21 protein-coding genes, 1 tRNA gene and 1 pseudogene are annotated in these 23,758 nt (G+C 69.6%); 14 read left to right on the plus strand and 9 right to left on the minus strand.

Going from position 1 to position 23,758, the window contains the following annotated elements; translation table 11 throughout:
• Positions 1 to 19 precede the first annotated feature (19 nt).
• The 6 genes from ABH935_RS21130 (at position 20) to ABH935_RS21155 (ending at position 4,811) form a co-directional block, all read left to right on the plus strand.
• Positions 20 to 529, plus strand: coding sequence for a MarR family winged helix-turn-helix transcriptional regulator (locus ABH935_RS21130; RefSeq protein ID WP_370379632.1), 510 nt, complete (start codon positions 20 to 22; stop codon positions 527 to 529).
• 899 nt (positions 530 to 1,428) lie between these two features.
• Positions 1,429 to 1,992 carry an NADPH-dependent FMN reductase gene (locus tag ABH935_RS21135; protein WP_370379633.1) on the plus strand — a complete coding sequence of 188 codons (564 nt, stop codon included), beginning with the start codon at positions 1,429 to 1,431 and terminating at the stop codon, positions 1,990 to 1,992.
• A gap of 2 nt (positions 1,993 to 1,994) precedes the next feature.
• On the plus strand, positions 1,995 to 2,777 hold the full coding sequence (locus ABH935_RS21140; protein WP_370379634.1) for a pirin family protein: 783 nt from the start codon (positions 1,995 to 1,997) through the stop codon (positions 2,775 to 2,777).
• Between the two features lie 41 nt (positions 2,778 to 2,818).
• Positions 2,819 to 3,235 carry a nuclear transport factor 2 family protein gene (locus ABH935_RS21145; RefSeq protein ID WP_370379635.1) on the plus strand — a complete coding sequence of 139 codons (417 nt, stop codon included), beginning with the start codon at positions 2,819 to 2,821 and terminating at the stop codon, positions 3,233 to 3,235.
• 195 nt (positions 3,236 to 3,430) lie between these two features.
• Complete coding sequence (locus ABH935_RS21150; protein WP_370379636.1) at positions 3,431 to 3,964, plus strand: SigE family RNA polymerase sigma factor; 534 nt, start codon at positions 3,431 to 3,433, stop codon at positions 3,962 to 3,964.
• Positions 3,957 to 4,811 carry a hypothetical protein gene (locus ABH935_RS21155; RefSeq protein WP_370379637.1) on the plus strand — a complete coding sequence of 285 codons (855 nt, stop codon included), beginning with the start codon at positions 3,957 to 3,959 and terminating at the stop codon, positions 4,809 to 4,811. Before ABH935_RS21150 ends, ABH935_RS21155 begins: the two co-directional genes overlap by 8 nt.
• Before the next feature lie 70 nt (positions 4,812 to 4,881).
• Here ABH935_RS21155 and ABH935_RS21160 read toward each other — a convergent pair whose 3' ends face one another.
• Positions 4,882 to 6,048 carry an epoxide hydrolase family protein gene (locus tag ABH935_RS21160; RefSeq protein WP_370379638.1) on the minus strand — a complete coding sequence of 389 codons (1,167 nt, stop codon included), beginning with the start codon at positions 6,046 to 6,048 and terminating at the stop codon, positions 4,882 to 4,884.
• A 114-nt stretch (positions 6,049 to 6,162) separates the two neighbouring features.
• Here ABH935_RS21160 and ABH935_RS21165 point away from each other — a divergent pair, with 114 nt between their 5' ends.
• Both ABH935_RS21165 and ABH935_RS21170 read left to right on the plus strand, forming a co-directional pair.
• A complete protein-coding gene (locus tag ABH935_RS21165) occupies positions 6,163 to 7,140 on the plus strand; it encodes a helix-turn-helix transcriptional regulator (protein WP_370379639.1) in 978 nt (325 codons plus the stop codon).
• A 19-nt stretch (positions 7,141 to 7,159) separates the two neighbouring features.
• A complete protein-coding gene (locus ABH935_RS21170) occupies positions 7,160 to 7,924 on the plus strand; it encodes a DUF4386 domain-containing protein (protein WP_370379640.1) in 765 nt (254 codons plus the stop codon).
• A gap of 471 nt (positions 7,925 to 8,395) precedes the next feature.
• Here the strand turns inward: ABH935_RS21170 and ABH935_RS21175 are convergent, their stop codons facing one another.
• The 5 genes from ABH935_RS21175 to ABH935_RS21195 all read right to left on the minus strand — a co-directional run bounded on the left by ABH935_RS21175 (position 8,396) and on the right by ABH935_RS21195 (position 15,575).
• Complete coding sequence (locus ABH935_RS21175) at positions 8,396 to 8,701, minus strand: hypothetical protein (protein WP_370379641.1); 306 nt, start codon at positions 8,699 to 8,701, stop codon at positions 8,396 to 8,398.
• 48 nt (positions 8,702 to 8,749) lie between these two features.
• Positions 8,750 to 9,757: a methylmalonyl Co-A mutase-associated GTPase MeaB gene (meaB, locus tag ABH935_RS21180; protein WP_370379642.1), complete on the minus strand. Its 1,008-nt coding sequence runs from the start codon at positions 9,755 to 9,757 to the stop codon at positions 8,750 to 8,752.
• A complete protein-coding gene (scpA, locus tag ABH935_RS21185; RefSeq protein WP_370379643.1) occupies positions 9,754 to 11,967 on the minus strand; it encodes a methylmalonyl-CoA mutase in 2,214 nt (737 codons plus the stop codon). Before scpA ends, meaB begins: the two co-directional genes overlap by 4 nt.
• Positions 11,967 to 13,862, minus strand: a complete 1,896-nt coding sequence (locus tag ABH935_RS21190; protein ID WP_370379644.1) for a methylmalonyl-CoA mutase family protein — start codon at positions 13,860 to 13,862, stop codon at positions 11,967 to 11,969. Before ABH935_RS21190 ends, scpA begins: the two co-directional genes overlap by 1 nt.
• 261 nt (positions 13,863 to 14,123) lie before the next feature.
• A complete protein-coding gene (locus ABH935_RS21195; protein WP_370379645.1) occupies positions 14,124 to 15,575 on the minus strand; it encodes a GntP family permease in 1,452 nt (483 codons plus the stop codon).
• Positions 15,576 to 15,804: 229 nt separating this feature from the next.
• On the opposite strand from ABH935_RS21195, the gene ABH935_RS21200 reads away from it, so the two are divergent.
• Positions 15,805 to 16,653, plus strand: a complete 849-nt coding sequence (locus ABH935_RS21200; protein WP_370379646.1) for an IclR family transcriptional regulator — start codon at positions 15,805 to 15,807, stop codon at positions 16,651 to 16,653.
• A 331-nt stretch (positions 16,654 to 16,984) separates the two neighbouring features.
• On the opposite strand, the gene ABH935_RS21205 is transcribed toward ABH935_RS21200, so the two are convergent.
• Positions 16,985 to 17,461, minus strand: a complete 477-nt coding sequence (locus ABH935_RS21205) for a DUF2834 domain-containing protein (protein WP_370379647.1) — start codon at positions 17,459 to 17,461, stop codon at positions 16,985 to 16,987.
• A 97-nt stretch (positions 17,462 to 17,558) separates the two neighbouring features.
• Between ABH935_RS21205 and ABH935_RS21210 the strand changes: the two genes are divergently transcribed.
• The 4 genes and pseudogenes from ABH935_RS21210 to ABH935_RS21225 form a co-directional block, all read left to right on the plus strand.
• The gene (locus ABH935_RS21210; RefSeq protein ID WP_370379648.1) at positions 17,559 to 18,188 is read left to right on the plus strand and encodes a TetR/AcrR family transcriptional regulator; all 630 of its coding nucleotides are present in this window, start codon (positions 17,559 to 17,561) and stop codon (positions 18,186 to 18,188) included.
• Positions 18,189 to 18,264: 76 nt separating this feature from the next.
• The gene (locus ABH935_RS21215; protein WP_370379649.1) at positions 18,265 to 19,824 is read left to right on the plus strand and encodes a phytoene desaturase family protein; all 1,560 of its coding nucleotides are present in this window, start codon (positions 18,265 to 18,267) and stop codon (positions 19,822 to 19,824) included.
• 924 nt (positions 19,825 to 20,748) lie between these two features.
• A complete protein-coding gene (locus ABH935_RS21220; RefSeq protein ID WP_370379650.1) occupies positions 20,749 to 21,399 on the plus strand; it encodes a hypothetical protein in 651 nt (216 codons plus the stop codon).
• 39 nt (positions 21,400 to 21,438) lie between these two features.
• A pseudogene (locus tag ABH935_RS21225) lies at positions 21,439 to 21,618 on the plus strand (GntR family transcriptional regulator); the annotation flags it as partial.
• A gap of 193 nt (positions 21,619 to 21,811) precedes the next feature.
• Here the strand turns inward: ABH935_RS21225 and ABH935_RS21230 are convergent.
• Positions 21,812 to 21,899: transfer RNA gene (locus ABH935_RS21230), tRNA-Ser, on the minus strand.
• A gap of 36 nt (positions 21,900 to 21,935) precedes the next feature.
• Positions 21,936 to 22,445 (minus strand): tRNA adenosine(34) deaminase TadA, encoded by a 510-nt coding sequence (gene tadA / locus ABH935_RS21235; protein WP_370379651.1) that lies wholly within the window; start codon positions 22,443 to 22,445, stop codon positions 21,936 to 21,938.
• A 595-nt stretch (positions 22,446 to 23,040) separates the two neighbouring features.
• Here tadA and upp point away from each other — a divergent pair.
• Positions 23,041 to 23,685 (plus strand): uracil phosphoribosyltransferase, encoded by a 645-nt coding sequence (gene upp, locus ABH935_RS21240; protein WP_370379717.1) that lies wholly within the window; start codon positions 23,041 to 23,043, stop codon positions 23,683 to 23,685.
• Positions 23,686 to 23,758 lie beyond the last annotated feature (73 nt).

Below are 23,758 nucleotides of genomic sequence, written 5' to 3' on the forward strand. Positions count from 1 at the left end.
TGAAGGCTAAACTCATCCCATGACCGCCCCGCCGACAGCCCACCAAGCCGAGACAACCCCCGACACCGACGCCGCCCTCTGGCTCAGCGCAACCGAACTCTCCTCCTGGCTGTCCGTGGTCCGCCTCATCACGCGCCTCCCCTGGGCCATCGACGGCCAACTCCAACGCGACGCCGACGTGAGCATGGTCGAGTACATGACGATGGCCATGCTCGCCGAGGCACCAGACTGGACAATGCGCATGAGCACCCTCGCCGAAGAGGCCTCGGTATCCCTCTCCCGCCTATCCCACATGGCCAAGCGCCTAGAAGCACGCGGCTACATCCGCCGCGAACCCGACCCCGCCGACGGCCGCTTCACCAACGCGATCCTCCTAGCCCCAGGCATGCACAAACTCCAAGAAGCGGCCCCGGCCCACGTAGCCTTCGTCCGCCACCTGGTCATAGACAACCTGTCCGCCGAGCGCCTCCGCCGCCTAGGCCAAGACGCCGACCGCGTCCTGCGCCGAATCGACTCGCCCGCCCGCTGAACCGCGCCGCACCGCGCCGCGCTGTGCCGGCGGCGCCGCGCCGAGCCAAGCCGCACCGAGCCGATCTGCCCCGCGCCGCCCCGCGCCGCGCCGCCCCGCGCCGCGCCGCCCCGCGCCGCGCCGCCCCGCGCCGCGCCGCCCCGCGCCGCCCCGCGCCGCGCCGCCCCGCGCCGCGCCGCCCCGCGCCGCCCCGCGCCGCCCCGCGCCGCCCCGCGCCGCGCCGCCCCGCGCCGCCCCGCGCCGCGCCGCCCCGCGCCGCCCCGCGCCGCGCCGCCCCGCGCCGCCCCGCGCCGCCCCGCGCCGCCTCGCGCCGCGCCGTCCCGTACCAGGCCGCACCGAGCCGCCCCGGACCGCGTCGCACCGAGCCGCCCCGCGCCGCACCGAGTCGCACCGCGCCCCACCGCGCCAAGCCGCGCCGCGCCAGGCCGGGCTGCCCCGCGCCGCACTGCACCAAGCTGCACCGCGCCGGGCTGCCCCGCGCTGCGCCGCACCAGGCCGCCCCGTACCGCGCCGCACCAGGCCGCCCCGTACCGCGCCGCGCCAAGCCGCACCGAGCCGGGCTGCCCCGCGTCGCCCGGCACCAAGCTGCACCGGGCCGGGCCGAGCCGAGTTATGCCGAGCCGAGCCGTCCCGTGCCGAGTTGTGTCGCGTCGTGCGAGCCAATCGCACCGAGTCACACCGAGTCACACCGAGTCGCACCGAGCCCAGCCGCGCCGCCCCGGGCTCCGAGCCACCAGCTGGGCCTCGCACCGAGACCCCGTCCCCAGCTCAGCCCCAACTTCCGACCTATCACTTGAATGTTCATGTCATCAGCGCTAGATTTACCCTGTCAGCACAACACGCTCGGGAAACACCCCGAACATGACATGAACCTTCAAGTCCTCCCGAAGGAGACCACCATGAGCGACCTGCGAATCGCCGTCATCCTCGGCAGCACCCGTCCGGGTCGGCGGGGCGAGGTCGTCGCGGACTGGGTCATGGCGCGTGCCAAGGCCCGGACCGGGGCCGAGTACGCGCTGGTCGACTTGCTCGACTATCCGCTGCCGCACATGGACGAGCCGTTGCCGCCGTCCTTCGGGCAGTACGTCGGTGACCACACCAAGGCCTGGGCCGAGACCATCGGGTCCTTCGACGGCTTCATCTTCATCACGCCGGAGTACAACCACTCCATCCCCAGCGTGTTGAAGAACGCGATCGACTACGTCTACGCCGAGTGGAACGACAAGGCCGCCAGCTTCGTCGCCTACGGTACCGTCGGCGGTACCCGCGCCGTCGAGCAGCTGCGCGGGATCCTGTCCGCCGTGAAGATCGCGCACGTGCACCAGCAGCTGTCGTTCTCGGTGTTCACCGACTTCGACGAGGCGGGAGCCTTCACCCCGGACCCGCGCAACGAGCAGGCCATGAAGACGCAGTTCGACCAGGTCGAGTCCTGGGCCCGGGCGCTCAAGACGGTCAGGGCCTGATCATGGCTGCCCCGCGCACCCCCGCCACAAACCCCCACATCGACATCCGCCGCGCCGCCGACCGCACCGAAACCCGCCTGTCCTGGCTCCACGGCCGCCACTCGTTCTGGATCGGCGGCCAGCCCTACGACCCCGCCAACACCCACCACGGCCTCCTCCTCGTCCACAACGAGGACACCATCGACCCCGGCACCGGATTCGAGACGCACCCCCATCAGGACATGGAGATCGTCACCTGGGTCCTCGAAGGCGCCCTGGTCCACCAGGACTCGGAGGGCAACTCCGGCGTCATCTACCCGGGCCTCGCCCAACGCATGAGCGCCGGCACCGGCATCCTGCACTCCGAGAAGAACGACTCCTGGCGCCTCGGCGGCGCCCCGCACTCGGACCCGGTCCACCTCGTCCAGATGTGGATCGTCCCCGACGAGCCCGGCATCACCCCGGGCTACGAACAGCTCGACATCGACCACGACCTGCTCGCCGGCGGCCTCGTCACCGTCGCGTCGGGCCGTCCCCGGCACGCCGCCGAGACCGCGATCCGCATCCGGAACCGCGACGCCGCACTGTACGCGGCCCGCCTCATCCCGGGACGCCCGGTCCAGCTCCCCGAAGCGCCGTACCTGCACCTGTACGTCACCCGCGGCTCCATCGACCTCGAAGGCGCCGGCCCGCTCGCCGCCGGCGACGCCGCGCGCCTCACCGCCACCGGCGGCCAACGGATCAGCGCCACCGAACCCGCCGAGGTCCTGGTGTGGGAGATGCACGCTGACCTCGCTCACGCGTGACCAATGACTTGATCATTCAAGCAACCAAGGAGTGAGCCACCATGCACGAGAACGAGAAGATCATCCGCGCCGCCTACCAGGTCGCCGAGGACCAGGACGTCGCCGGCTGGATCGCCGCCTTCACCGAGGACGGCACCTTCACCGACGAATCCATCCCCCACACCTACCGCGGCCCCGCCGAACTCGGCCTGACCGTCGAGGTCTACGCCAAGGCGTTCCCCGACATGCACCGCGAGCTCGAAAAGTTCTACGTCGTCGACAACATGGTCATCGTCCAGCTCCGCCTCCAGGGCACCCACACCGGCCCGCTGGAGCTGCCCACCGGCACCGTCCCGCCGACCGGCAAGCGCATGGACGCCCCCTGCTGCGACGTCTTCGAGCTCGTCGACGGCAAGATCAAGCGCTTCGACTGCTACGCCGAGGGCTCGGTCATAGCCAAGCAGCTCGGCCTGGCCTGAGCACCCGCGTCCCGGCACCCGCCTCGCCGCCCGATCCCCCAAACACCACCACGGCGCCCGCGACTCCGTTCCTGGAGTCGCGGGCGCCATCATGGTCTCCGACTCATAAGGCCTCACAAGACCCTCGGCCGATGCAACCCTGCGCGGACGCCCAGGCGTACAGCGCTCGACACATCGGCAAGGGAGGGGAGCGGCATGACGGGGAAACAAGCGGAGTCGGCTGCCACAGATTTCGACCTCATCTACGCGACGAACGCGCCACGCTTGGTCGGCCAGCTCTACCTGATGATCGGCGACCTCGCCGAGGCCCAGGACTGCGTCCAGGAGGCGTTCGCCAAGGCCTGGCTGCGGTGGGACTCGCTGACCGACGGCCGCGGCGACCCGGTCGGGTGGGTCAAGACCACGGCGTACCGCATGGCGGTCTCGCAGTGGCGGCACTGGAAGTCCGGGGTCAAGGCCCTGCGCAAGCACGGCGCGCCACCGGACGCTCCGGAGCCGTCCCCGGACGCCGTCGCGCTGCGCGACGCACTGGCCAAACTGCCCAAATCCCAGCGCGTCGCCCTGGTTCTGCACCACCTGAACGACATGCGGGTCGAGGACGTGGCCCGCGAACTCCGCGTCGCCCCCGGCACGGTCAAGGCCCGGCTGTCCCGGGGCCGCGCCGCCCTCGCGATCCTTCTCGCCGACTGGCACACGGACGTTCTGGCAACGGAGGAATCCCATGCTTGACAACGAAGTCTTCACCGAAGCGATGCGCCCCGAGGACTGGACGCACCTGGCCGGCACCGGCGCCGCGGCCCGCGCCAAGAGCGTCGGCCTGCGCCGTACCCGCTACGCCGGGATCGCCGGCGGGACGGCCGCGGCCGTGGTGGGTGCCGCGGTGATCGCCGGAACCCTCGGGTTCGGCGGCGGTTCGGCGGCCTCGCCGACCTCCGGCGCCGACACGACGAAGTCCGGCCCGGTGACCATGGCCAGCATCTTCGCGCAGTGGAAGACCTGCCCGGACTCGGAGCTGACCGTGGTGAACCTGTTCCCGGGGGATCCGGCCGACTTGCAGCAGCGGTGGCGCGACGCTTGCCATCGTTACGAAGGGACCTTGTCCGCGCTGCTGCCCTCGTACGAGGTCACGCCGGACATGGGGAGCATCAAGCAACCCGAAGGCTCCAATCCCGACTGGCGGGACTACGAGAATCCCGCGTACGTCGTCCCCGCCGGCTATACGCCGCACATGAACCCGAACATCTACCGAGTCGTCAGCTCCGACGGCAGCATCACATCGGTGATGATCCGTGCGTACCGCCGCGTGGACATGAAGCCGCTATCCGGCGAACAGGTCACTCTGCCCAACGGGATGAAGGCCACGTTGGGTCTTGGCGCCGGCGACTTCTTGAACAAGGGTGACAAGGGCTACGGGATCTTCATTCTCGACGGCACCAAGTCCTTCTTGATGACCGCGGGCGGAAGCAGCATCGGGAAGACCTCAAAGCCGACGCCGAACTTCGATTTCAAGACCCTGGTGATGAGCCCGCAGTTCGCACAGATGGTGACGCAGGCCTTGGCTGAGCCCGAGAACTGAGTCTCCAGCTGATCCTCGATCCGTGCCGCTCCCCGCATACGGGAGTGGCACGGATCCGTTCCCCCTCGCCTCAGACCAGCGGACCGAAGAACGTCCGCAGATCCACCGCGAGCACATCAGGGCACTCCATCGCCGGGAAGTGCCGCCCGCGCTCGAACTCGCTCCAGTGCGCGTCCGGCGGGGTCGGAACCAGTATGCGGACCGTCGCATCCGCGCCGAACACCGCGAAGCCGTGCGGCACGGGGGAGGGGGCGCCCCAGTCGGAGGAGTGGAACTGGTCGTAGAGCGTGTGGGCGGCCCAGGCCCCGGCGCCGGTGAACCAGAACAGGCTCACGGTGGTCAGCAGCTGATCGCGGTCTATCGGCAGGTCGGTCCACTGCTCGAACTTCTCCGCGATCCAGGCCAGCTGCAGGACCGGGGAGTCGACGAGGCCGTAGCCGATGGTCTGCGGCCGGCTGCTCTGGATCGCGAGGTAGCCCGACCCCTCCTTCTGGAACGCGTTCATCCGCTCCAGCGCGAGCGCGTCGACGGGATCGGCGGGGTCTAGGCGGTCGGCCAGGCCCGGCAGGAACGTGGCGACGTTGGCCGCGGTCAGCGGATCGGTGGTCACATGGACCCCGGTGACGTGCTCGGCGTCGTACCCGGCGACCATCCCCGACACGCCGCCGCCGACATCGCCGCCGTGCACGCCGTAACGGTCGTAGCCGAGCCGGCGCATGAGCTCGATCCAGGCGCGCGCGGTCCGGCCGAGGGTCCAGCCCTGCGCGGAGAGCGGCGTGGAAAACCCATAGCCCGGAAGGGAAGGCGCGACGATGTCGAACGCCGGGTCCTCCTCCCGTCCCGGCGCGACCAGCGGCTCGATCAGGTTGAGGAACTCGGCGACCGAGCTGGGGAAGCCGTGCGTGAGCAGCAGCGGCTTGGCGTCCGGGCGCGCGGACCGGACGTGCAGGAAGTGGATGCGCTGACCGTCGATCTCGGTCACGAACTGCGGGAGGGCGTTGAGCGCCTTCTCCTGCGCGCGCCAATCGAAGCCGGTCCGCCAGTACTCCGCGAGCTCCTTCAGGTGGTCCACGGGCACCCCGCGCTCCCACCCGGCGCCGGGCACGGACCCGGCCCAGCGGGCGTTCGCCAGCCGCGCGTGGAGGTCGTCGAGCTCGGCCTGCGGGATCACGATCTGGAAGGGCTGGATCTCGGTGCTCATCAGGGTCTGGGCGCTCATCAGAATCTCGGTGCTCATCAGGGTCTCCATCCGACGGTCGGTCCACCGATCGGCTACGGCCGATCGCCTCTGACGCGAGCGTAGGAACAATTGCGGAAAGCTTCGTTCCGCTATCCCGGATACAGTTCGAGAATGTTGGAGACCTCGGCACGGCTGCTGCGCCTGCTGTCCCTCTTCCAGGCGCGCCGCGACTGGACCGGCTCCGAACTCGCCGAACGGCTCGGCGTGACCACCCGGACCGTGCGCAACGACGTCGAGCGCCTGCGCGAGCTCGGCTACCCGGTCGAGGCCCGGCCCGGCGTCGCCGGCGGCTACCGCCTCGGCCCCGGCGCGGCGCTGCCACCGCTGCTGTTGGACGACGAGGAGGCGGTAGCCGTCGCGCTCGGCCTGCGGGTCGCGGCCGGGGGCGCGGTCGTCGGCATCGAGGAGACCTCACTCAGCGCACTGGCAAAGCTCCAGAGCATTCTGCCGACCCGCCTGCGCCACCGCGTCGAGTCCTTCGCCTCGCACGCGCTCCCGGTCCCGGCCCGCGGCACGGCCGTGGACGCGGAAGTCCTGACGACCCTGGCCCTCGCCTGCCGCGACCACCTGGCCCTCCGCTTCGACTACGAAGCCCACTCGGGCACGCCGACCCGCCGCGCCACCGAGCCCTACCGCCTGGTCCACCGCCGCCAGCGCTGGTACCTGTTCGCCTGGGACCTGGAGCGCGCGGACTGGCGCACCTTCCGCGCCGACCGCATCAGCCCGATCGGTCCGCCCGGACCACGTTTCACCCCGCGTTCCACACCGCCGGACAGCGAGATCGCCGCGCGGGTCGACAGCGGCGTCGCACGCGCGCCGTGGCGCTACACGGCGCGGGTGATCGTGCACGCGTCCGCCGACTATGTACGGTCCCGCATTCCGACACCGATCGACATCGAGCAACTGGCCGCCGACCGCTGCGCGTTCGAGCCCGGCTCCGACGATCCGGATCGCCTGGCGCTGTATCTGGGGATGCTCGAAGCCGACTTCGAGGTGGTGGACGCGCCGGAGCTGGCGGCGGCATTGGAGCGGATCGTCGCGCGGTATCAGCGGGCCATAGGCGTCCGACCCATTGACGCAGAACACTGACAGTGGCTCGATATCCGGTATGACGGCCAGCGCCTCGGCACCGAGGCCAGCATCGGATCTCCTCACCGGCGCCACTCCGCGCCAACTCGCGCGAACCGCCGGCGCTCTCTACCTGGTGAACATAGTCCTCGGCGCCTTCGCCATCGGCCTGGTGCCGAGCATGCTGTTCGTGTCCGACCTGGCGAAGACGGCGCACAACATCCAGACCCACGAAACGCTCTATCGCCTCAGCCTGGCGGCGCACGTCGTGGTGACGCTGACCAACGTCCCCATGGCGCTGCTCTTCTACGAGTTGTTCAAAGTGGTGAACCGGCGCCTGGCTCTTCTGGATGTGTTCTTCATGCTGGTCGCGACCGCCGTCGAGACCGCAGGCATCCTCAACGAGTTCACGCCCCTCGCCCTCCTGCACGGCAAGACCTACACCGGCGCCCTCCCGGCAGCACAGCTGCAAGCGCTGGAGCACCTGCCCGGCGACCTGTCCTCGGTCGACTACAGCATCTACGGGATCTTCTACGGCTTCGACATCCTCTGCGTCGCCTACCTGGTCCGCCGATCGACCTTCATGCCCAGGTTCATCAGCATCCTGCTGGCGATCGACGGCCTGGCCTACCTCGTCGGCGGCTTCACGAACATGATCGCCCCGGGCGTCGCGAGCCACCTCGGCCCCTGGATCCAGATCCCCGCACCGATCGGGGAAGGCGCGCTCTGCCTCTGGCTGTTGATCGTCGGCGTGGATGTCGAGCGTTGGTACCTACGCGCTGGCGAGATGTCGGCGGGGGTCTGAAGACAGAACTGGGTGACAGAGCCGGCGACAGAACTGGGCGACAGAGCCGGGCGACAGAACCGGTGCGCCTGACTCATCTGTGGGGTGGTTGCCGGCGCCGGTGGGTCGGTGGGCCGGTGGGCCGGTGGGCCGGTGGGGTGCGCGGGTGCGGTTGGGCTGTGGTTTTACAGGCGATTTTTACGGCTTCGCGCAGGGTTTGATGACCTCGCGGGGGGACGCAGTTCGGTTGTGCGTCGCGGGTTGCGCTGGCGGCCGGCGGTTTTGGTGTCGGTGTCGGCGGCGGGTGCTATACCTGTGTATAAGGGGCGATAATTCCATAACAAAATGCCGGCATGATCGACTCGCGCACTGGGTTGCGTTGGCGGCTGGCGGTTTGCGCGTGCAAGACCGCGCGCCGGTCCGAGTCACTGCGCATGTCGTAGGCGGCAATCGTCGTGCGTGGTGGGCGCCTTGAGGCCTCCGGCGGGCGCTCTACAGCGAGGGGGCGACCCGTGCGTGCTGCTGTTTGGCGGCGGTCCGGGACTGGTCGGCTTTGTATCCGCTGTTGCCTGCGTTGCGCTGCTTGGTGGCGGTGTTGCTTGTGGTCGCCGGGTTCTGGGTCCCTCGCCGCGTCGTCGCCGTAGACGGAACCAGCCCGGTCCGGTGGTGTCCAGCCGCATCGCTGCTGCTGTGGTCGTTCTCCGTTCGGCTGGACACCACCGGCCCGGGCAGGTTGGCAGAGCCCGCCGACGCGGCGAGGGACCCAGAACCAACACCCCGCATGGTCCGGTCGGACACGACGAACCCGTCACCGTCCGCCGATGCCGAGCGCCAGAGCCAGGCGACTCAGCCCTCGAACAGCGACCGGTCGAAGGCTCCCAGAATCTCCTCCGCCGCATTCGTAGCCGTCATCGCCCCGGCGCGCACCTGTTCCTCCAGCATTGGCGCGAGCTTCCGGATCTCGGGATCCTCCCGGAGCCGGGCCAGCAGCCGGTCCTCGACCATGCTCCACACCCAAGCCACTTGCTGGTCCCGCCGTCGCGCCGCCAACTCCCCGGCCGCCTCCAGAATCCGGCGGTGCCGGCCGATCTCCTCCCATAGCTCCGCCAGCCCGCTGTCCTCCAGCGCGCTGCACGTCAACACCGGCGGATTCCACGCCGCGTCCGCAGCCGAATCCCCGGTGCGCAGCAACCGCAGCGACCCGGCCAGTTCCCGGGCGGCGGCGCGCGCGTCGCGCTCATGCGGGCCGTCGGCCTTGTTCACCGCGATCAGATCGGCGAGCTCCAGCACGCCCTTCTTGATCCCCTGAAGCTGGTCGCCGGTACGAGCCAGCGTCAACAACAGAAACGTGTCCACCATCGCTGCGACCGTCGTCTCCGACTGCCCGACCCCGACGGTCTCCACCAGCACCACGTCGTACCCGGCCGCCTCCATCACCACGATGCTCTCGCGGGTGGCCTTCGCGACGCCGCCGAGGGTCCCGGACGTCGGCGAGGGCCGGATGAACGCGGCCGGATCGGCGGCGAGCCGCTCCATCCGCGTCTTGTCCCCGAGGATCGAGCCCCCGGTCCGCGTCGAGGATGGGTCCACGGCCAGCACCGCCACCCGGTGCCCCCGCCCCGTCAGCAACGTCCCCAGCGCGTCGATGAACGTCGACTTGCCCACCCCCGGCACCCCGGTCACCCCGACCCGCACCGCGCCGCCGGAGAACGGCAGCAGCGCCGTCAGCACTTCCTGAGCCAGAACCCTGTGATCGGCGCGTGTCGACTCCAGCAGCGTGATGGTGCGAGCGATCACCGCCCGCGACCCGGAACGCACTCCCTCCACGAAGTACTGCGGATCCCGAGGTGTCACAGCTCGTGCCCGAGCGTCCGGGCCAACTCCCGCACCAGGTCCCGCGCGGCGTCGGGGATCACCGTCCCCGGCGGGAACACCGCGGCTGCGCCGGCGGCGTACAGGGCCTCGAAGTCCTGCGGCGGGATGACGCCCCCGACCACGATGACGATGTCCTCCCGCCCCGCCGCCGCCAACTCCGCGCGCAGCGCCGGCACCAGCGTGAGGTGCCCGGCGGCCAGCGAGGAGACGCCCACGATGTGCACGTCCGCCTCCACCGCCTGCCGGGCCACCTCCGCCGGCGTCTGGAACAGCGGGCCGACGTCCACATCGAACCCGAGGTCGGCGAACGCGGTGGCGATCACCTTCTGCCCCCGGTCGTGCCCGTCCTGCCCCATCTTCGCCACCAGGATCCGGGGACGCCGGCCCTCGGCCTCGGCGAAGGCGTCGACCAGCGCCCGCGTCTCGGCGACCGGCCCGCCGGCCCCGGCTTCGTCCCGGTAGACCCCTGAGATGGTCCGGATCTGCCCGGAGTGCCGCCCGTAAACCTGTTCCAGCGCCTCGGAAATCTCGCCCACCGTCGCCTTCGCCCGCGCCGCGTCGACCGCCAGCGCCAGCAGGTTGCCCTCCAACGAGCCGTCACGCTGCGCCCCGGAACGCGCCGAGGCGGTCAGCGCGCGCAGCGCGTCCTGACAAGCCTGCTCGTCCCGCTCGGCGCGCAACCGCCGCAGCTTCTCCACCTGCTGTGCCCGCACCTGCGCGTTGTCGATCTTCAGGACGTCGATCTCGTCGCCGCCCGACACCCGGTACTTGTTCACGCCGATCACCGGCTGCCGCCCGGAGTCGATCCGCGCCTGCGTCCGCGCCGCCGCCTCCTCCACCCGCAGCTTCGGAATCCCGGCGTCGATCGCCGCCGTCATCCCGCCGGCCGCCTCGACCTCCTGGATGTGCTGCCACGCGCGCTGCGCGAGGTCGTGCGTCAGCCGTTCGACATACGCGCTGCCGCCCCACGGATCGATGACGCGGCACGTCCCCGACTCCTGCTGCAACAGCAGCTGCGTGTTCCGGGCGATCCGCGCCGAGAAGTCCGTCGGCAGTGCCAGCGCCTCGTCCAGCGCGTTCGTGTGCAGCGACTGCGTGTGCCCCTGCGTGGCCGCCATCGCCTCCACACACGTGCGCGTCACGTTGTTGAACACGTCCTGCGCGGTCAGCGACCATCCCGAGGTCTGGCAGTGCGCGCGCAGCGACAACGACTTGGCACTCTTCGGGTCGAAGTCCTTGACCAGCTTCGCCCACAGCAATCGCGCCGCCCGCAGCTTCGCGACCTCCATGAAGAAGTTCATGCCGATCGCCCAGAAGAACGACAGCCGCGGCGCGAACGCGTCGACGTCCAGCCCCGCGTCCAATCCGGCCCGCAGATACTCGACGCCGTCGGCCAGCGTGTACGCCAACTCCAGGTCGGCCGTGGCCCCGGCCTCCTGGATGTGGTAGCCGGAGATGGAGATCGAGTTGTACCGGGGCATCCGCTGCGAGGTGTACGCGAAGATGTCGGAGATGATCCGCATCGACGGCTGCGGCGGATAGATGTAGGTGTTGCGGACCATGAACTCTTTGAGGATGTCGTTCTGGATGGTCCCGGCCAGCTGCTCCGGCGCGACCCCCTGCTCCTCGGCGGCGACGATGTACAGCGCGAGGATCGGCAGCACCGCGCCGTTCATCGTCATCGACACCGACATCTTGTCCAGCGGGATCCCGTCGAACAGCTGCCGCATGTCGTAGATCGAGTCGATCGCGACGCCGGCCATCCCCACGTCGCCGGTCACCCGCGGGTGGTCGCTGTCGTAGCCGCGGTGCGTGGCCAGGTCGAAGGCGACCGACAGGCCCTTCTGCCCGGCCGCGAGGTTGCGCCGGTAGAACGCGTTGGACTCCTCGGCCGTCGAGAAGCCCGCGTACTGCCGGACTGTCCACGGCTGGTTCACGTACATCGTCGGATACGGTCCGCGCACATAGGGCGCAATCCCGGGATACGTGTCCAGGAAGTCGAGCCCGTCCAGGTCGGCGGCCGTGTACAGCGGCTTGACCGTGATGCCTTCAGGCGTCTCCCACAACGCCTCGTCGACATCCTTGCCCGTCTCCTCGCGCCAGGCGTCACGCCAGTCCGCTTCGCAGGCCGCAGGCGCCGGGGCGGCGGCCGGGTCCTCGAAGTCCACCTCGGAGAAGTCGGGAATCATCAGGACGCTCCGATCTCGGCGTAGGCGGCACGCAGCGCGGCGAGCACGTCGCAGCCCACATATACGAACTCGTCGATACCGGCGGCCCGGTATTCCTCTTCCCGCTCGCCGGGCCGTCCCGCCAACGAGACCCGGCCGATGCCCGCCTCGCGCAGAACCCCGGCAGCGGCCGTTGCCTGCTCGGCGTACACGGCATCGCCGGAACACAGGCAGGCCACTCGCGCACCGCTGTCGGCCAGCGCCTTGACCAGGGCTTCGGCGTCGAATCCGGCGTCGCTGTCAGCCTTGGTCGGAACCGGCACGAGAACCGTCTCGATGCCGCCGGCCTGGAACAGATTCGCCGCGAACGAAGACCGTGCCGAAAACACCGCCTCGCTGCCCAGCCCGATCAGCGCCATCCTCGGACGCGTCCCACTGGCCGCCAGCTGCGCATCCGACCGCGCACGCAGTTCCTCGAAAGCATCAGAGCGCCGCACCACCGGCAACCCGCCGCCGCGAGGACCAGGCGCCGCCGGCCGAACCAGCCGCTCCTCACCGAGGTGGGGGAACTCGCTCACGCCCAGAATCGGCTCGCGACGCCGCGCGATGTCCTTACCGCGCTTCTCCCACGCCGCGCCGATCCGCTCGGCGACCAGCCCGGAGGCCAGCGCCTCGCGCAGTCCCGCGGCGCGCTCGATCTCCTGGAACCAGCCCCACGCGGCCCGCGCCACGTCGCGCGTCAGCTGCTCGACGTACCAGGATCCGCCGGCCGGGTCGACGACCCGGCCCAGGTGCGACTCGTCCAGCAGGATCGACTGCGTGTTGCGGGCGATGCGGCGGGCGAAGTCGTCGGGCAGGCCGATGGCGGCGTCGAACGGCAGCACCGTCAACGATTGCGCGCCTCCGACGCCCGCCGCCAGACAGGCGACCGTGGTGCGCAGCATGTTCACCCATGGATCGCGCTCGGTCATCATCACCGACGAGGTCACCGCGTGCAGCCGCAGCTCCCCGGCCGCCTCGGTTGACCCGCTGGCTTGCAGGACCCGGGCCCACAGCAGCCGGGCGGCCCGCAGCTTGGCGATCGTGAGGAACTGGTCGGCGGTCGCCGCGAAGCGGAACTCCAACTGCGCCGCCGCGGCCGACACCGAAAGCCCGGCCGCCGTCAGCTCCCTGAGATAGGCGACGGCTGTGGCCAGGGCGCTGCCCAGTTCCTGCGCGGCGGTGGCCCCCGCGTCGTGATAGACGAGTGCGTCCACCATCAGGGTACGAATACCCGGTCGATCCCGAGCGTTGTCAACGGCCAGCTCGACCGCGGACCGCAGCAGCTCCGAGGTCTGGGCATCGGAGCCGGTCCGGGCCTGCAGCCCGAACGGATCGGCGCCGACGTTGCCTCCGGCCCCGGCCGATCCCGCAGGCAGGCCGCGCTCGTCATACAGCGCGAACAACCGGTGCGCCGCCTCGCGAAAGTCGGCTCCGGCGTCGAGGACGACGGCGGCCAGGTCGAGAAAGACGCCGTCCAGCACCGTCGGCAGCGCGTCGATCGCCGGCCCGCGCTCGCCGACTTCGAGCCAGACCGACGTGACACCGTTCTCCAGGTCGGCCAGCACCGCCTCGTTGGTCCGCCGGGGGTCCGGATCCGCGTGGTGCTGCCGGATGTCCCAGCCGTCGAGCACCGCGCCCTGTGGCCGGGTGCCCCGGACGTACGGCGCGAACCCCGGCGGGCCCGGCTCGGGCAGCGCCTCGCCGGCGGTGTACAGCGGCAGGACGGTCAGGCCGTCGTCGAGGCGGGTGCTCAGCGCCGCCTCGGCTGCGACGCCGTCCAAGCCCTGCTTGCCCGACTTCGCCAGGACCCCGGCGACCAGCCGCTGCCACTGCTCGCGATCCGCCGCCGGGAACTGCGTGGCCGACGGTGTCATGTGCAGGCCTCCTCGTGGGGTGCCTCGCCCCGGGCTACGGAGACCACGGGCCAGCTCCCCTGACCTTCGGATCGGTGCGGCGCGCAGGTCCCTCGGTCTTCCAGCCGTCCCTCGGACGTGCTGTGGCCGTGGATCCTGCGCACCGTGGTCTCGCTATATGGATGTCTGTCCGTGACGATGCCGGAGGCCGTGCCGCCGCGTCAACGCTCCTCCGCTGTGGCGAGCGACACGCCGGACGCCGTCGGCGACCAGCCCCTCGTCTCAGATCGCCAGGCTGAGCAGCCCGGCGGCCGTGAATCCGACTACGGAAAGGATCGTCTCCAACACCGTCCAGGTCCTCAGCGTGTCCTTGACCGTCATGTTGAAGTACCGGGAGACGATCCAGAACCCGCCGTCGTTCACGTGCGAGGCGATGATCGATCCGGCCGAGATGGCCACCGCGATCAGGGCGATGTGCGGCTGCGAGAAGTGGCCCTTCTCCACCAGCGGCGCGACGATTCCGCCGGTCGTGACGATCGCGACGGTGGCGGAGCCCTGCGCCAGGCGCATGCCGCAGCTGATGACGTACGCGAGGAGGATCAGCGGGAGGCCGGCCGAGGTCAGCGTGTGGGACAACGCCTTGCCGACGCCGGTCGCGGTGATCACGGCGCCGAAGAAGCTGCCCGCCCCGATCACGAGCAGGATCATCGCCACCGGACGCAGCGAGTTCGAGCTGAGCTCGGCCAACTCCGTGCGACTGAATCCGCGTCGCGTGCCGAGCAGCCAGAAGGCCAGCAGGACGGCGATCGTCAGTGCCACCGCGGGGGTGCCGAGGAACGTGAGCACCGGGAGCGCTGAGCTCTTCTTCAGATAGACCGTCCCGAAGGTCGCGCCGAGGATCAGCACTAGCGGCACCGCGATGAGGCCGATGATCATCGACAGCAGCGGGGCCTTGCGCTCTACTGCCGCGCCCGTCTCCGCGGTGGCCTCTCCCGTCGGCGCACTCAACTCATCGCCATCGCCATCGCCATCGCCACTCCGGCCGTCCATCTCGGGCACGGCGATGATCACTCGCTTGCCGATCCAGCTTCCCCACGCCACACCGGCCACCAGGAACGCCGGCAGACCGCAGATCAGCCCCATGATGAGCATCCACCCGAGACTGACGCCGAGCAGCCCGGTGACGGCGACCGGGCCGGGGTGCGGCGGCAGGAACGCGTGCGTCATCGACAGGCCGGCGAGCATCGGGAGCGCGTAGACCACCAGCGAGTGGCCGCCGCGCCGGGCCGCGACGTAGACCAGGGGCGCCAGGACGAAGATGCCGACGTCGAAGAACACCGGGATGCCGAAGATGAGGCCGGTCAGCCCCATCGCCAGCGGCGCGCCCCGCTCCCCGAAGGCCGTCTGCAGCCGCGCGGCCAGCACGTCGGCCCCGCCGGAGCGTTCGAGCAGCGCGCCGAAGATCGTGCCGAGCCCGATGATGGCCGCGCTGTGGCCGAGGATCGAGCCGAACCCGGTCTCCAGCAACGACTTGTTGCTGACCAGCGCGGTCCCGACGATCGTCGAGACCGGGAGCCCGGCCGCCAGGGCGAGGACCAGGCTGGCGGCGATCAGGGCGATGAAGGGTTCGAGCTTGATCTTGATGATGAGGAACAGCAGCAGGGCTATGGAGCATCCGCAGAGCGTGAGCAGGCCGCCGGTGTCGTGCTGCAGCCAATGGACGAAGCCGTGCAAAGTGAACCTCCGCGCTGATCGGGGTCGAGGCAGACCTTGACAGGTGCAGGGGATGATCAGCCCAGCTCAGCGGCGTTGTCCACCGCCGGAGGGCTTGATGACGGCTGACGTTAGGCGGGCCGGAGGCGGCCGGACAAGGACTTGCGTTGAGTCTTTTGCATAGCAAAATGGCATGTCGAATACAGCGCCAACACAAGGTCGGCCACAGCAGAGGAAGGGGAGCGACCCGATGGCGGAACAAGACGGCAAAGCACGACCGGCTTCAGGAGATCGCAACCAGTCGTCGTCGCTCCGGCGCGCGCTGGCGGTCCTCGGGTACGTCCGCGAACACGCAGACAGCGGCCGCGGCGTCCCGCTCGGCAAGCTGGCCGAAGCCCTCGGACTGAACAAGAGCACCGTGCTGCGCCTGACCGTTCCCCTGCTCGAAGAGCACCTGCTGGACCGCGACCGCGAGACCGGCTGGTTCCGCCTCGGGCACGGCGCGCTCCGCCTCGGCCAGGCCTACCTGTCCACGCTGGACCTGCGGAGCATCGCCGTGGAACACCTCCGCAGACTCCAGCGGGAGGTCGGGGAGACGGTGCACCTGACAGTCTGGGAGTGCCCTGACATCGTCTACGTCGACAAGGTCGAGAACGAGACCAACGTCCGCATGGCGTCCCGGGTCGGCAGCCGCGCTCCGGCCTACTGCACAGCCAGCGGAAAGGCGATGCTCGCCTGGCTTCCGGAGGAGACGGTCCAGCAGGTGGCCGCCGCCGGAATGCGCCCGATCACCACCTGGACCCTCTCCGACGAATCCCAGCTCCGAGCGGACCTGGCCCGCACCCGCGCCCGCGGCTACTCCATCGACGACCGCGAGAACGAACCGGAGGTCCGCTGCGTGGCGGCGCCGATCTTCGACCACACCGGCGAGGTCGCCGCGGCCCTGTCGGTCTCCGGCCTGACCTCGCGGATGACGGTGGCCCGGGTACGCACGCTGGGATCGGTGGTCGCGCAGGTCGGCCAGCGGATATCCCGGGAACTCGGCGCCGACGTCGGCGGTGCGTCGATTGCGTCTTCTCCGGTCTCTCAGCCCTCTTAGTCACCTTCGAGACCGGCGCGCTTCGGCTCAGCGGTTCTTCGTGGAGAACTCGGTGAGCCGGTCGGCGAACCTCGCCCGGTTCAACTTCCTCAACCCGCTCGCCCGCACATACTGGGGGAATTGGGAGTCGTCGGCGAACTGCACCTGTCCTACGAGGTCATGGAGCTACCCGCCGCCCCGGGCCTGACCATGGTCGCGTTCAGCGCCGAAGCAGGCACATCCGACGACGGCGCCCTCAAGCTCCTCGCCAGTTGGAGTGCCACCCACAACCCGGCCGGCACCATTGCCCCGTCTCGGTGGTCACGGGTCTCCCGTCCCTTCTCGCTGAGTCTCAGGACGCGGTGCGTTGTTCGCCGAGCCGCCGCTGTCGCTCGACGACAGCCAGGTAGAGGGCCCAGGGGAAGGCGAAGCTCGTGAACAGGCTGGCGACGAAGAACAGCCATGGGCGCCTGACGCCCCGACGCCGGCCGTCGACGATGGTCATCAGCGGCAGCAGGACGAGGTTCCCGATCGTGTAGTCCTGGCCGGCGGAACTCGCTGCGGGGTTCGCGTACATGAGCTTGATGTACTGAGCCCAGCTGCCGTCGCCCCAGATCGGGTTGGTGTGGCCGTGGGCGTATTCGTGCACGAAGCGGATGTTGAAGTACCAGCCGACGGCGACCGAGGCGATGCCGGCCGTGTAGTAGAGGAATTCGAGCATTGAGATCGCGGGACCGGTCTCCGGGCGGCGGAACACCGCCGGGTTCGAAGCGACGATGAGCCAGACGACCGTCACGCCGAGGATCGCGTGCACGATGAGAGCGACCATTCCGCGAGCGTCGATCCAGCGCCTTGTTTTGTCAATGGTGACAAAACAAGGTCGGGACGTCCGACCGCCGACCGCCCGGCAACGGTATCTTCTGCTCATGGCGAGGTCGGCGCAGACGGTGCGCAGCGAGCGGACGCGGGAGGCGCTGCGGCGTGCCGCGCTGGTGCGGTTCCTCGCTCAGGGCGTCGAGGACACCTCGGCCGAACAGATCGCGGCCGACGCGGGCGTATCGCTTCGGACCTTCTACCGTCACTTCACGTCCAAACACGACCTGCTGTTCGCCGACTACGACGCCGGCCTGCACTGGTTCCGCAGCGCGCTGGCCGCACGCCCGGACGACGAGCCCATCACGGAATCGGTGCGGGTGGCCGTCCTGGCCTTCCCCTACGACGTCCAGGCCGTGACACAGATCGCAACACTGCGCTCCGGCACGCTCGACGCCGAGCGGATCGTCCGCCACATCCGGGGCGTCGAGGCGGACTTCGCGCAGGCCGTCGCCGAGCGGCTGGCGTCCCGGCCGTCCGCACGCGGCCTTGATCGGGACGCGGTCGCCGAGCGCCTGGCCGTCACGGTGACCGCGCGGTGCGTCGCCGCCGCGGTCTTCGGCGCGATGGAGGTCTGGATGCTGCGAGACGAGCGTTCGTTGCCGGATTTGGCAGAGCTCTGCCGCGCCGCGCTGGCGTCGCTGGACGGTGGGCTCGTCGACGGCATGTTTCGTCAATATTGACAATACGAGCCCCGAGTGCGACGGTGCGCCGTGAACGGGAAGGCGGCGGATCCGCGACCCGGGAAGGCGGCGCGCGATGCAGCGCTACGACGCGATCGTCATCGGTTCGGGCCACAACGGCCTGGCGGCGGCCGTCCTGCTCCAACAGGCGGGCCTGGCCACGGTGTGCCTGGAGGCGAACCGCTACGCGGGCGGCATGGCTTCGACCGTGGAGCTCTTCGACGGCTACAGTTTCGAGATCGCGGGCTCCGTCCAGTTCCCGACGTCGGCGGTGGTCAGCCGCGCCCTCGGCCTCGACAAGCTGCCGACCATCGACATGGACGTCATGTCGGTGTCGATGCGCGGCATCGGTGACGAACCCCTCGTCTACTTCACCGATCCGATGCGTATGTTCACGCACCTGGTCGAGGTCCACGGTGAGGAGGCGGCCAACGGCTTGGCCATGCTCATGGCCTGGAGCCAGGCGCCGACTCGTGCGCTCGGCCGCTTCGACGCGGCGCAGCCGGCGAAGTCCTTGGACGAGATGTACGCCTGCGCGACGAACGAGCTCGAACGCACCAGCATCACCGATCTCCTCTTCGGCTCGGTGACGGACGTCCTGGACCGCTACCTCCCGGACAAGGAGCGGCACGGCGCCCTGCGCGGCATGCTCGCGCTCCTCGCCTGCAACACCACCTACCGCGGACCCGCGACACCGGGCAGCGCAGCGGCTCTGGCCTTCGGCCTCGCGGTCCCGGACGAGAACACGGTCCTGACCCACAAGCTCCGCGGCGGCATCGGAACCCTCACCGAGCACCTGGAACGCCGACTCCGGTCCGACGGCGGCGAACTGCTGCTGCGCAGCGAGGTCGCGCAGATCCTGGTCGCTGATTCACGGGTGACAGGCGTGCGCCTCACCGACGGGACGACGTTCGAGGCACCGATCGTCGTCTCTTGCGTCTCCCCGGACCTGACGGTCACGGGCCTGGTGCCGCCCGAAGCGATCAGCGCGGACGTCCGCGACCGCTACTCCCGCGTCGACCACCGTGGCAGCTACGTCCAGATGCACTTCGCCCTGGACGGAGCCCCGCAGTTCGCCAAGCCGTACGAACTGCTCAACGAACCGACAATGCAGGCCGCCATCGGCCTGTTCAGCACACCGGAGGAACTCCAGCAGCAATGGGAGGACTGCCGCCGCGGCATCGTGCCGGCCGACCCGACCATCGCCTTGCAGATCCCCTCAGCCCAGGACCCCGACCTGGCCCCACCCGGCAAACACGCGGCATCGGCGTTCGCCCTATGGTTCCCAGTCGAGGCCGACCACGCGCACTACGGCCGCCTCAAGGCCGAGATGGGCCAACGCGTCATCGACAAGATCACCCGCATCGCCCCCAACTTCGAAAGCCTCATCACAAAGCACACGACGTTCACGCCGCGCCACATGAACACGATGTTCGCAGCCCCAGGCGGCGACTTCTGCCACGGCCTATTCCACCCGGAACAGATGGGCCCGAACCGCCCGGGCCCGAAAGGCCACCCGGACCAGCCCCTGGGCATCGAAGGGCTCTACCTCGGCAGCGCCGGCTGCCACGGCGGCCCGGGGATCACGTTCATCCCCGGCTACAACGCCGCACAGGCGGTACTGGGCGAAGCCTGAAGCCCCGCCCTGACGGGCACGGCGGGTCAGGCAATCGGCTAAGGGATGGCACCGGCCGTTCAGGTGAAGCTGTGAGAACCGGCCACCCGCCCGGGATCACGGCCGGACCGGTGAGGATGGCTTCACCTGCCGACCGACGACGACCAGCCCGCTGATGCCCGACTGGCCGCGACGACAGGCAGTAGCGAGTGGCTTTGGGATGCCGCCGAGTACTTGAGGTTCGACCGCACCTTGTCAGAGTTGGTGCGGCTCATCGCGGCCCTGCCCGCGGACAACGCTCCGGAACCGGATCCTGAAGCCTGGGCGGAGGCGCCGACGGTCACCGGGACCATCGAGCTCGCCACCCCCGGGGACCTCGCCCGAGCGGAAGGGGCCACTCGCTGGATCGACGACGTCCCGTCCGCCGGACCGACGACGCGTTCGTCTGGCCGAGGGCTGCTTCCTGCTCATCGAAAGTGATCGGGTCGCGGGCTGGCAGCTGGAGCGTCCGGCCAGGTTCATCACCGGGGATTCAGGCGGCGCACCGCTGTCCGGTGTCGAGGTGGACGCAGAACTCGGCCGACTGTTCAGCACCTTGATCACCTTCGCTGACGACCACGCCGCCGGAGGACGGAAACGGAGTGGAGCATGAGGCGCCAGACGACGCGCGGAGCGCGGAATAGGGCTGAAAGTGCGCTATTCGAGTAGTCATTTCGAATGGTCAATTCGCATTGGGCGGCGCGACTCCGGCACCATCTGTACATGGCCCGTTCGTCGCGCCGCCGACAGCGACCGGCGTCGCCTAATGCCTCGCCGATAGGTTCTGCTCCCGCACCGGCGGCTCCCGCCCCGCGCATTCCGCCGGCTGTTTTTGCGCCTCCTACTCCAACGTCTGGCCAGCCCGTGACGGTTTCCCAGTACCCGTCTGCGGAAACCGTCTTCGGGTTGGTCGAGCGCGAGTACGATCGCGGGGCCGCCCACTTCCGTGCACTCGACGTGAAGGCCGCGACGCTGGTCACCCTTGCGGGAGCCCTAATTGCCCTTGGCAAGGACCTGGCTGAGCCGTGGAGAGCGTTGTGCGTGGCCTTTGCCGTACTAAGCGCTCTTTGCGGCCTGGGGTGCTATCTGCCACGGGAGCGCGCGGGCTTGGACCCGGCTGGGCTTCAGGAATACATGGTCAGGACTACCGAGGAGACGACCTATCAGATCACGCGGGAATTAGTACTTCACTACCACGCGAACGAGAAGTCGGCGAAGGCCAAGCGGAAGTGGCTGAAGTACAGTCTCGCGTCCCTCTGCGTGACGGCTGTGCTGTACGGCATCGGAACTGTCAATCCACACCTTCCGAAAGGCGGAACAAAACATGTCCACCAACAGCCCAGCCCAGCCCAGCCGGGCCAGGGCGGCCCAGCCCAACAGGCCTCTCCTCCACAGCCAGCCGCGCCGCCGCCTCCGCCAGCGCAGCCTCAGGCTCCGGCGCAGTCCGCTCTGCCAGCGTTCGTCCCTGACCCCCGGCTGACGATCCGCATCCAGGAGGCGGCTAAGCCTTCTCTGAACAAGCTCGTCCAGCCGTCGCCCGAGCGCACAGACAGTTGATCCGCTGCGTACCAGTCACGTGACGTGGAGGCCGTAGTGATGGAAAGCAATGAGATCGAGTCCACTCTGCGAGGCTGGCTCGCGGACGGCACCTTCAGCGCTGGAGACGAACTTTCGTCGAAGAGCCTTGCCGAACGGCTCGGGACTAACGGCTTTAGAGTCCGACGGGTCCTGGTACAGCTGGCCGAGGAGGGTCTGATTCGCCACCGGATCGGGATCGGATACGTGGTGGAGGCGGCACCATCCGCTCCGCCGCCGTTCACCCGTGACCCCCGGTTGACGATTCGGCGCAGGGAAGTCAGGGTCCCCGTGACCCGAGCGCGGACTGGGACGGAAACTGAGACGAACAACGAAATGAGCCGGACCCAGAGGGGTCCGGCTCAACATCTTGAGAGCTGCAAGGCTGCTCAAGTGGCGGTGACGGTGGGATTTGAACCCACGGAGGCTTGCACCTCACACGCTTTCGAGGCGTGCTCCTTAGGCCGCTCGGACACGTCACCGTGGAACACCTTACCGGATCTGTGCCGGTGCTCCGGTCACTTTTGGCGGCGGCCTTTGAAGAAGCGGTCGAGCGCTTCTGTGCACTCCTGTGCGAGGACTCCGGTGATCACTTCCGGGTTGTGGTTGAGGCGTGGATCCCGGAGTACGTCGTACAGCGACCCGGCTGCGCCCGCCTTCGGGTCCCAGGCGCCGAAGACGACGCGGGTCAGGCGGGACAGCACGATTGCTCCCGCGCACATGGTGCATGGTTCGAGCGTGACGACGAGGGTGCAGTCGGTCAGTCGCCAGCCGGCCGGGCTTGTGGGGTCGGTCTGGGCTGCGCGTTTGCGGAGGGTGCGGGCTGCGGCGCGGATGGCGACGATCTCCGCGTGGCCGGTGGGGTCGCCTTCGGCTTCGCGGGTGTTGCGGCCGGTGGCGATCATGGTGCCGGTGGGGTCGAGGATGACCGCGCCGATGGGGACGTCGCCGGTGGCTTCGGCTGCGGTCGCCTCGGCCAGCGCCTGGCGCATCCAGGGTTCGTAGCGGCGCTGGGTGGGCGTCGTCATGGGTTCAGTCTGGCCGTTCGCCGGGAGTTGTGGGGCACCGAGGGTCGCGGGGGGGGGGCGTCGGTGGAGCGGGCGCATGCCAGCCCCATCGCCTGTGACCGAAGCCACAGGCGATCAACCTCACAGGCGATCAACCTCACAATAGAGCGCCGCCGTCCCCATCGGGGGAACCGGCGGCGTCGCAACCGATCAGCGTTATCGGCCCAGGACCGCCCAAGCGGCGTCCCGTGGCGAACCCTCTGGCCTAATCGAACCTCTAGTAAAAGAAAGTCCTCAACAGCTGCTGCTGCCTGAGGCGCGCCATCCGGGCCCGCCGCGGCGCCACGCGCTCGCGCAGGCGCTGGGCCTCGGCCAGGTCGGCGAGGAAGTCCTCGCGACGGCGTTTGCGCTCTCGTGCCTCCCGCGCGGGTGCGGGCTGCGGTTGCGGCTGGTCTGCGGGCATCTGCTCGTCACCGCCTTCCCATAGCGCCGGTCCCCATTTCCGGAAGCCGGCGGTTTGACCTTTTTGAGAGGTTACCTTGTCACCGTATGTGCTTGTCCAGTGCTTACCGGTGCAGCACCTCGGCTCGTCGGATACCGTTTGCCCATGCCCACCGTGTCCATTCATGTCGTCGACCACCCGCTTGTCGCTCACAAGCTGACCGTGCTGCGGGACGCGCGCACCGACACCCCCACTTTCCGCGCGCTCGCCGACGAGCTGGTGACGCTCCTGGCCTACGAGGCCACCCGCAACGTGCAGGTGGAGCCGACCACGGTGGTCACCCCCGTCGCCGAGGCGCGCGGGGTCACCTTCACCGGTCCGCGGCACCTCGTGGTCCCCGTCCTGCGGGCCGGCCTCGGCATGCTCGACGGCATGGTCCGCCTGCTCCCGACCGCCGAGGTCGGCTTCCTGGGCATGGTCCGCAACGAGGACACGCTGCAGGCCTCCACTTACGCCACCCGCCTCCCCGAGCACCTGGCCGGCCGCCAGTGCTACCTGCTGGACCCGATGCTGGCCACCGGCGGCACGCTCATCGCCGCCATCCGCCTGCTCGCCGACCGCGGCGCGGCCTCGGTCACCGCCGTCTGCCTGCTCGCCGCGCCCGAGGGCGTCGCTGCCGTGCAGGAGGCGTTGGCGGACCTGGACGTGCCCGTGGCGATCGTCACAGCGGCCATCGACGAGCGGCTCAACGAGAACGGCTACATCGTCCCCGGCCTCGGCGACGCCGGAGACCGCCTCTACGGGACCGTCTCGGCCTAGAACACACCTGAGCGAGAAAACATCTGTGGGGCCGGAGATCCGGCCCCACAATCGTCTCTGATGCCCACTGGGC

It is taken from the genome of Catenulispora sp. GAS73 (genome assembly GCF_041262085.1).
Lineage (GTDB): Bacteria > Actinomycetota > Actinomycetes > Streptomycetales > Catenulisporaceae > Catenulispora.

Bases quoted from the DNA above. Each gene is read 5' to 3' on its own strand.
- ABH935_RS21140 (WP_370379634.1), top strand. From the start codon at position 1,995: ATGGCTGCCCCGCGCACCCCCGCCACAAACCCCCACATCGACATCCGC.
- ABH935_RS21210 (WP_370379648.1), top strand. From the start codon at position 17,559: ATGGCGAGGTCGGCGCAGACGGTGCGCAGCGAGCGGACGCGGGAGGCG.
- scpA (WP_370379643.1), bottom strand. From the start codon at position 11,967: ATGATTCCCGACTTCTCCGAGGTGGACTTCGAGGACCCGGCCGCCGCC.
- ABH935_RS21145 (WP_370379635.1), top strand. From the start codon at position 2,819: ATGCACGAGAACGAGAAGATCATCCGCGCCGCCTACCAGGTCGCCGAG.
- ABH935_RS21170 (WP_370379640.1), top strand. From the start codon at position 7,160: ATGACGGCCAGCGCCTCGGCACCGAGGCCAGCATCGGATCTCCTCACC.
- ABH935_RS21130 (WP_370379632.1), top strand. From the start codon at position 20: ATGACCGCCCCGCCGACAGCCCACCAAGCCGAGACAACCCCCGACACC.
- ABH935_RS21190 (WP_370379644.1), bottom strand. From the start codon at position 13,862: ATGACACCGTCGGCCACGCAGTTCCCGGCGGCGGATCGCGAGCAGTGG.
- ABH935_RS21150 (WP_370379636.1), top strand. From the start codon at position 3,431: ATGACGGGGAAACAAGCGGAGTCGGCTGCCACAGATTTCGACCTCATC.
- ABH935_RS21155 (WP_370379637.1), top strand. From the start codon at position 3,957: ATGCTTGACAACGAAGTCTTCACCGAAGCGATGCGCCCCGAGGACTGG.
- ABH935_RS21205 (WP_370379647.1), bottom strand. From the start codon at position 17,461: ATGGTCGCTCTCATCGTGCACGCGATCCTCGGCGTGACGGTCGTCTGG.
- tadA (WP_370379651.1), bottom strand. From the start codon at position 22,445: ATGACGACGCCCACCCAGCGCCGCTACGAACCCTGGATGCGCCAGGCG.
- ABH935_RS21160 (WP_370379638.1), bottom strand. From the start codon at position 6,048: ATGAGCACCGAGATTCTGATGAGCGCCCAGACCCTGATGAGCACCGAG.
- ABH935_RS21135 (WP_370379633.1), top strand. From the start codon at position 1,429: ATGAGCGACCTGCGAATCGCCGTCATCCTCGGCAGCACCCGTCCGGGT.
- ABH935_RS21200 (WP_370379646.1), top strand. From the start codon at position 15,805: ATGGCGGAACAAGACGGCAAAGCACGACCGGCTTCAGGAGATCGCAAC.
- ABH935_RS21215 (WP_370379649.1), top strand. From the start codon at position 18,265: ATGCAGCGCTACGACGCGATCGTCATCGGTTCGGGCCACAACGGCCTG.
- ABH935_RS21165 (WP_370379639.1), top strand. From the start codon at position 6,163: ATGTTGGAGACCTCGGCACGGCTGCTGCGCCTGCTGTCCCTCTTCCAG.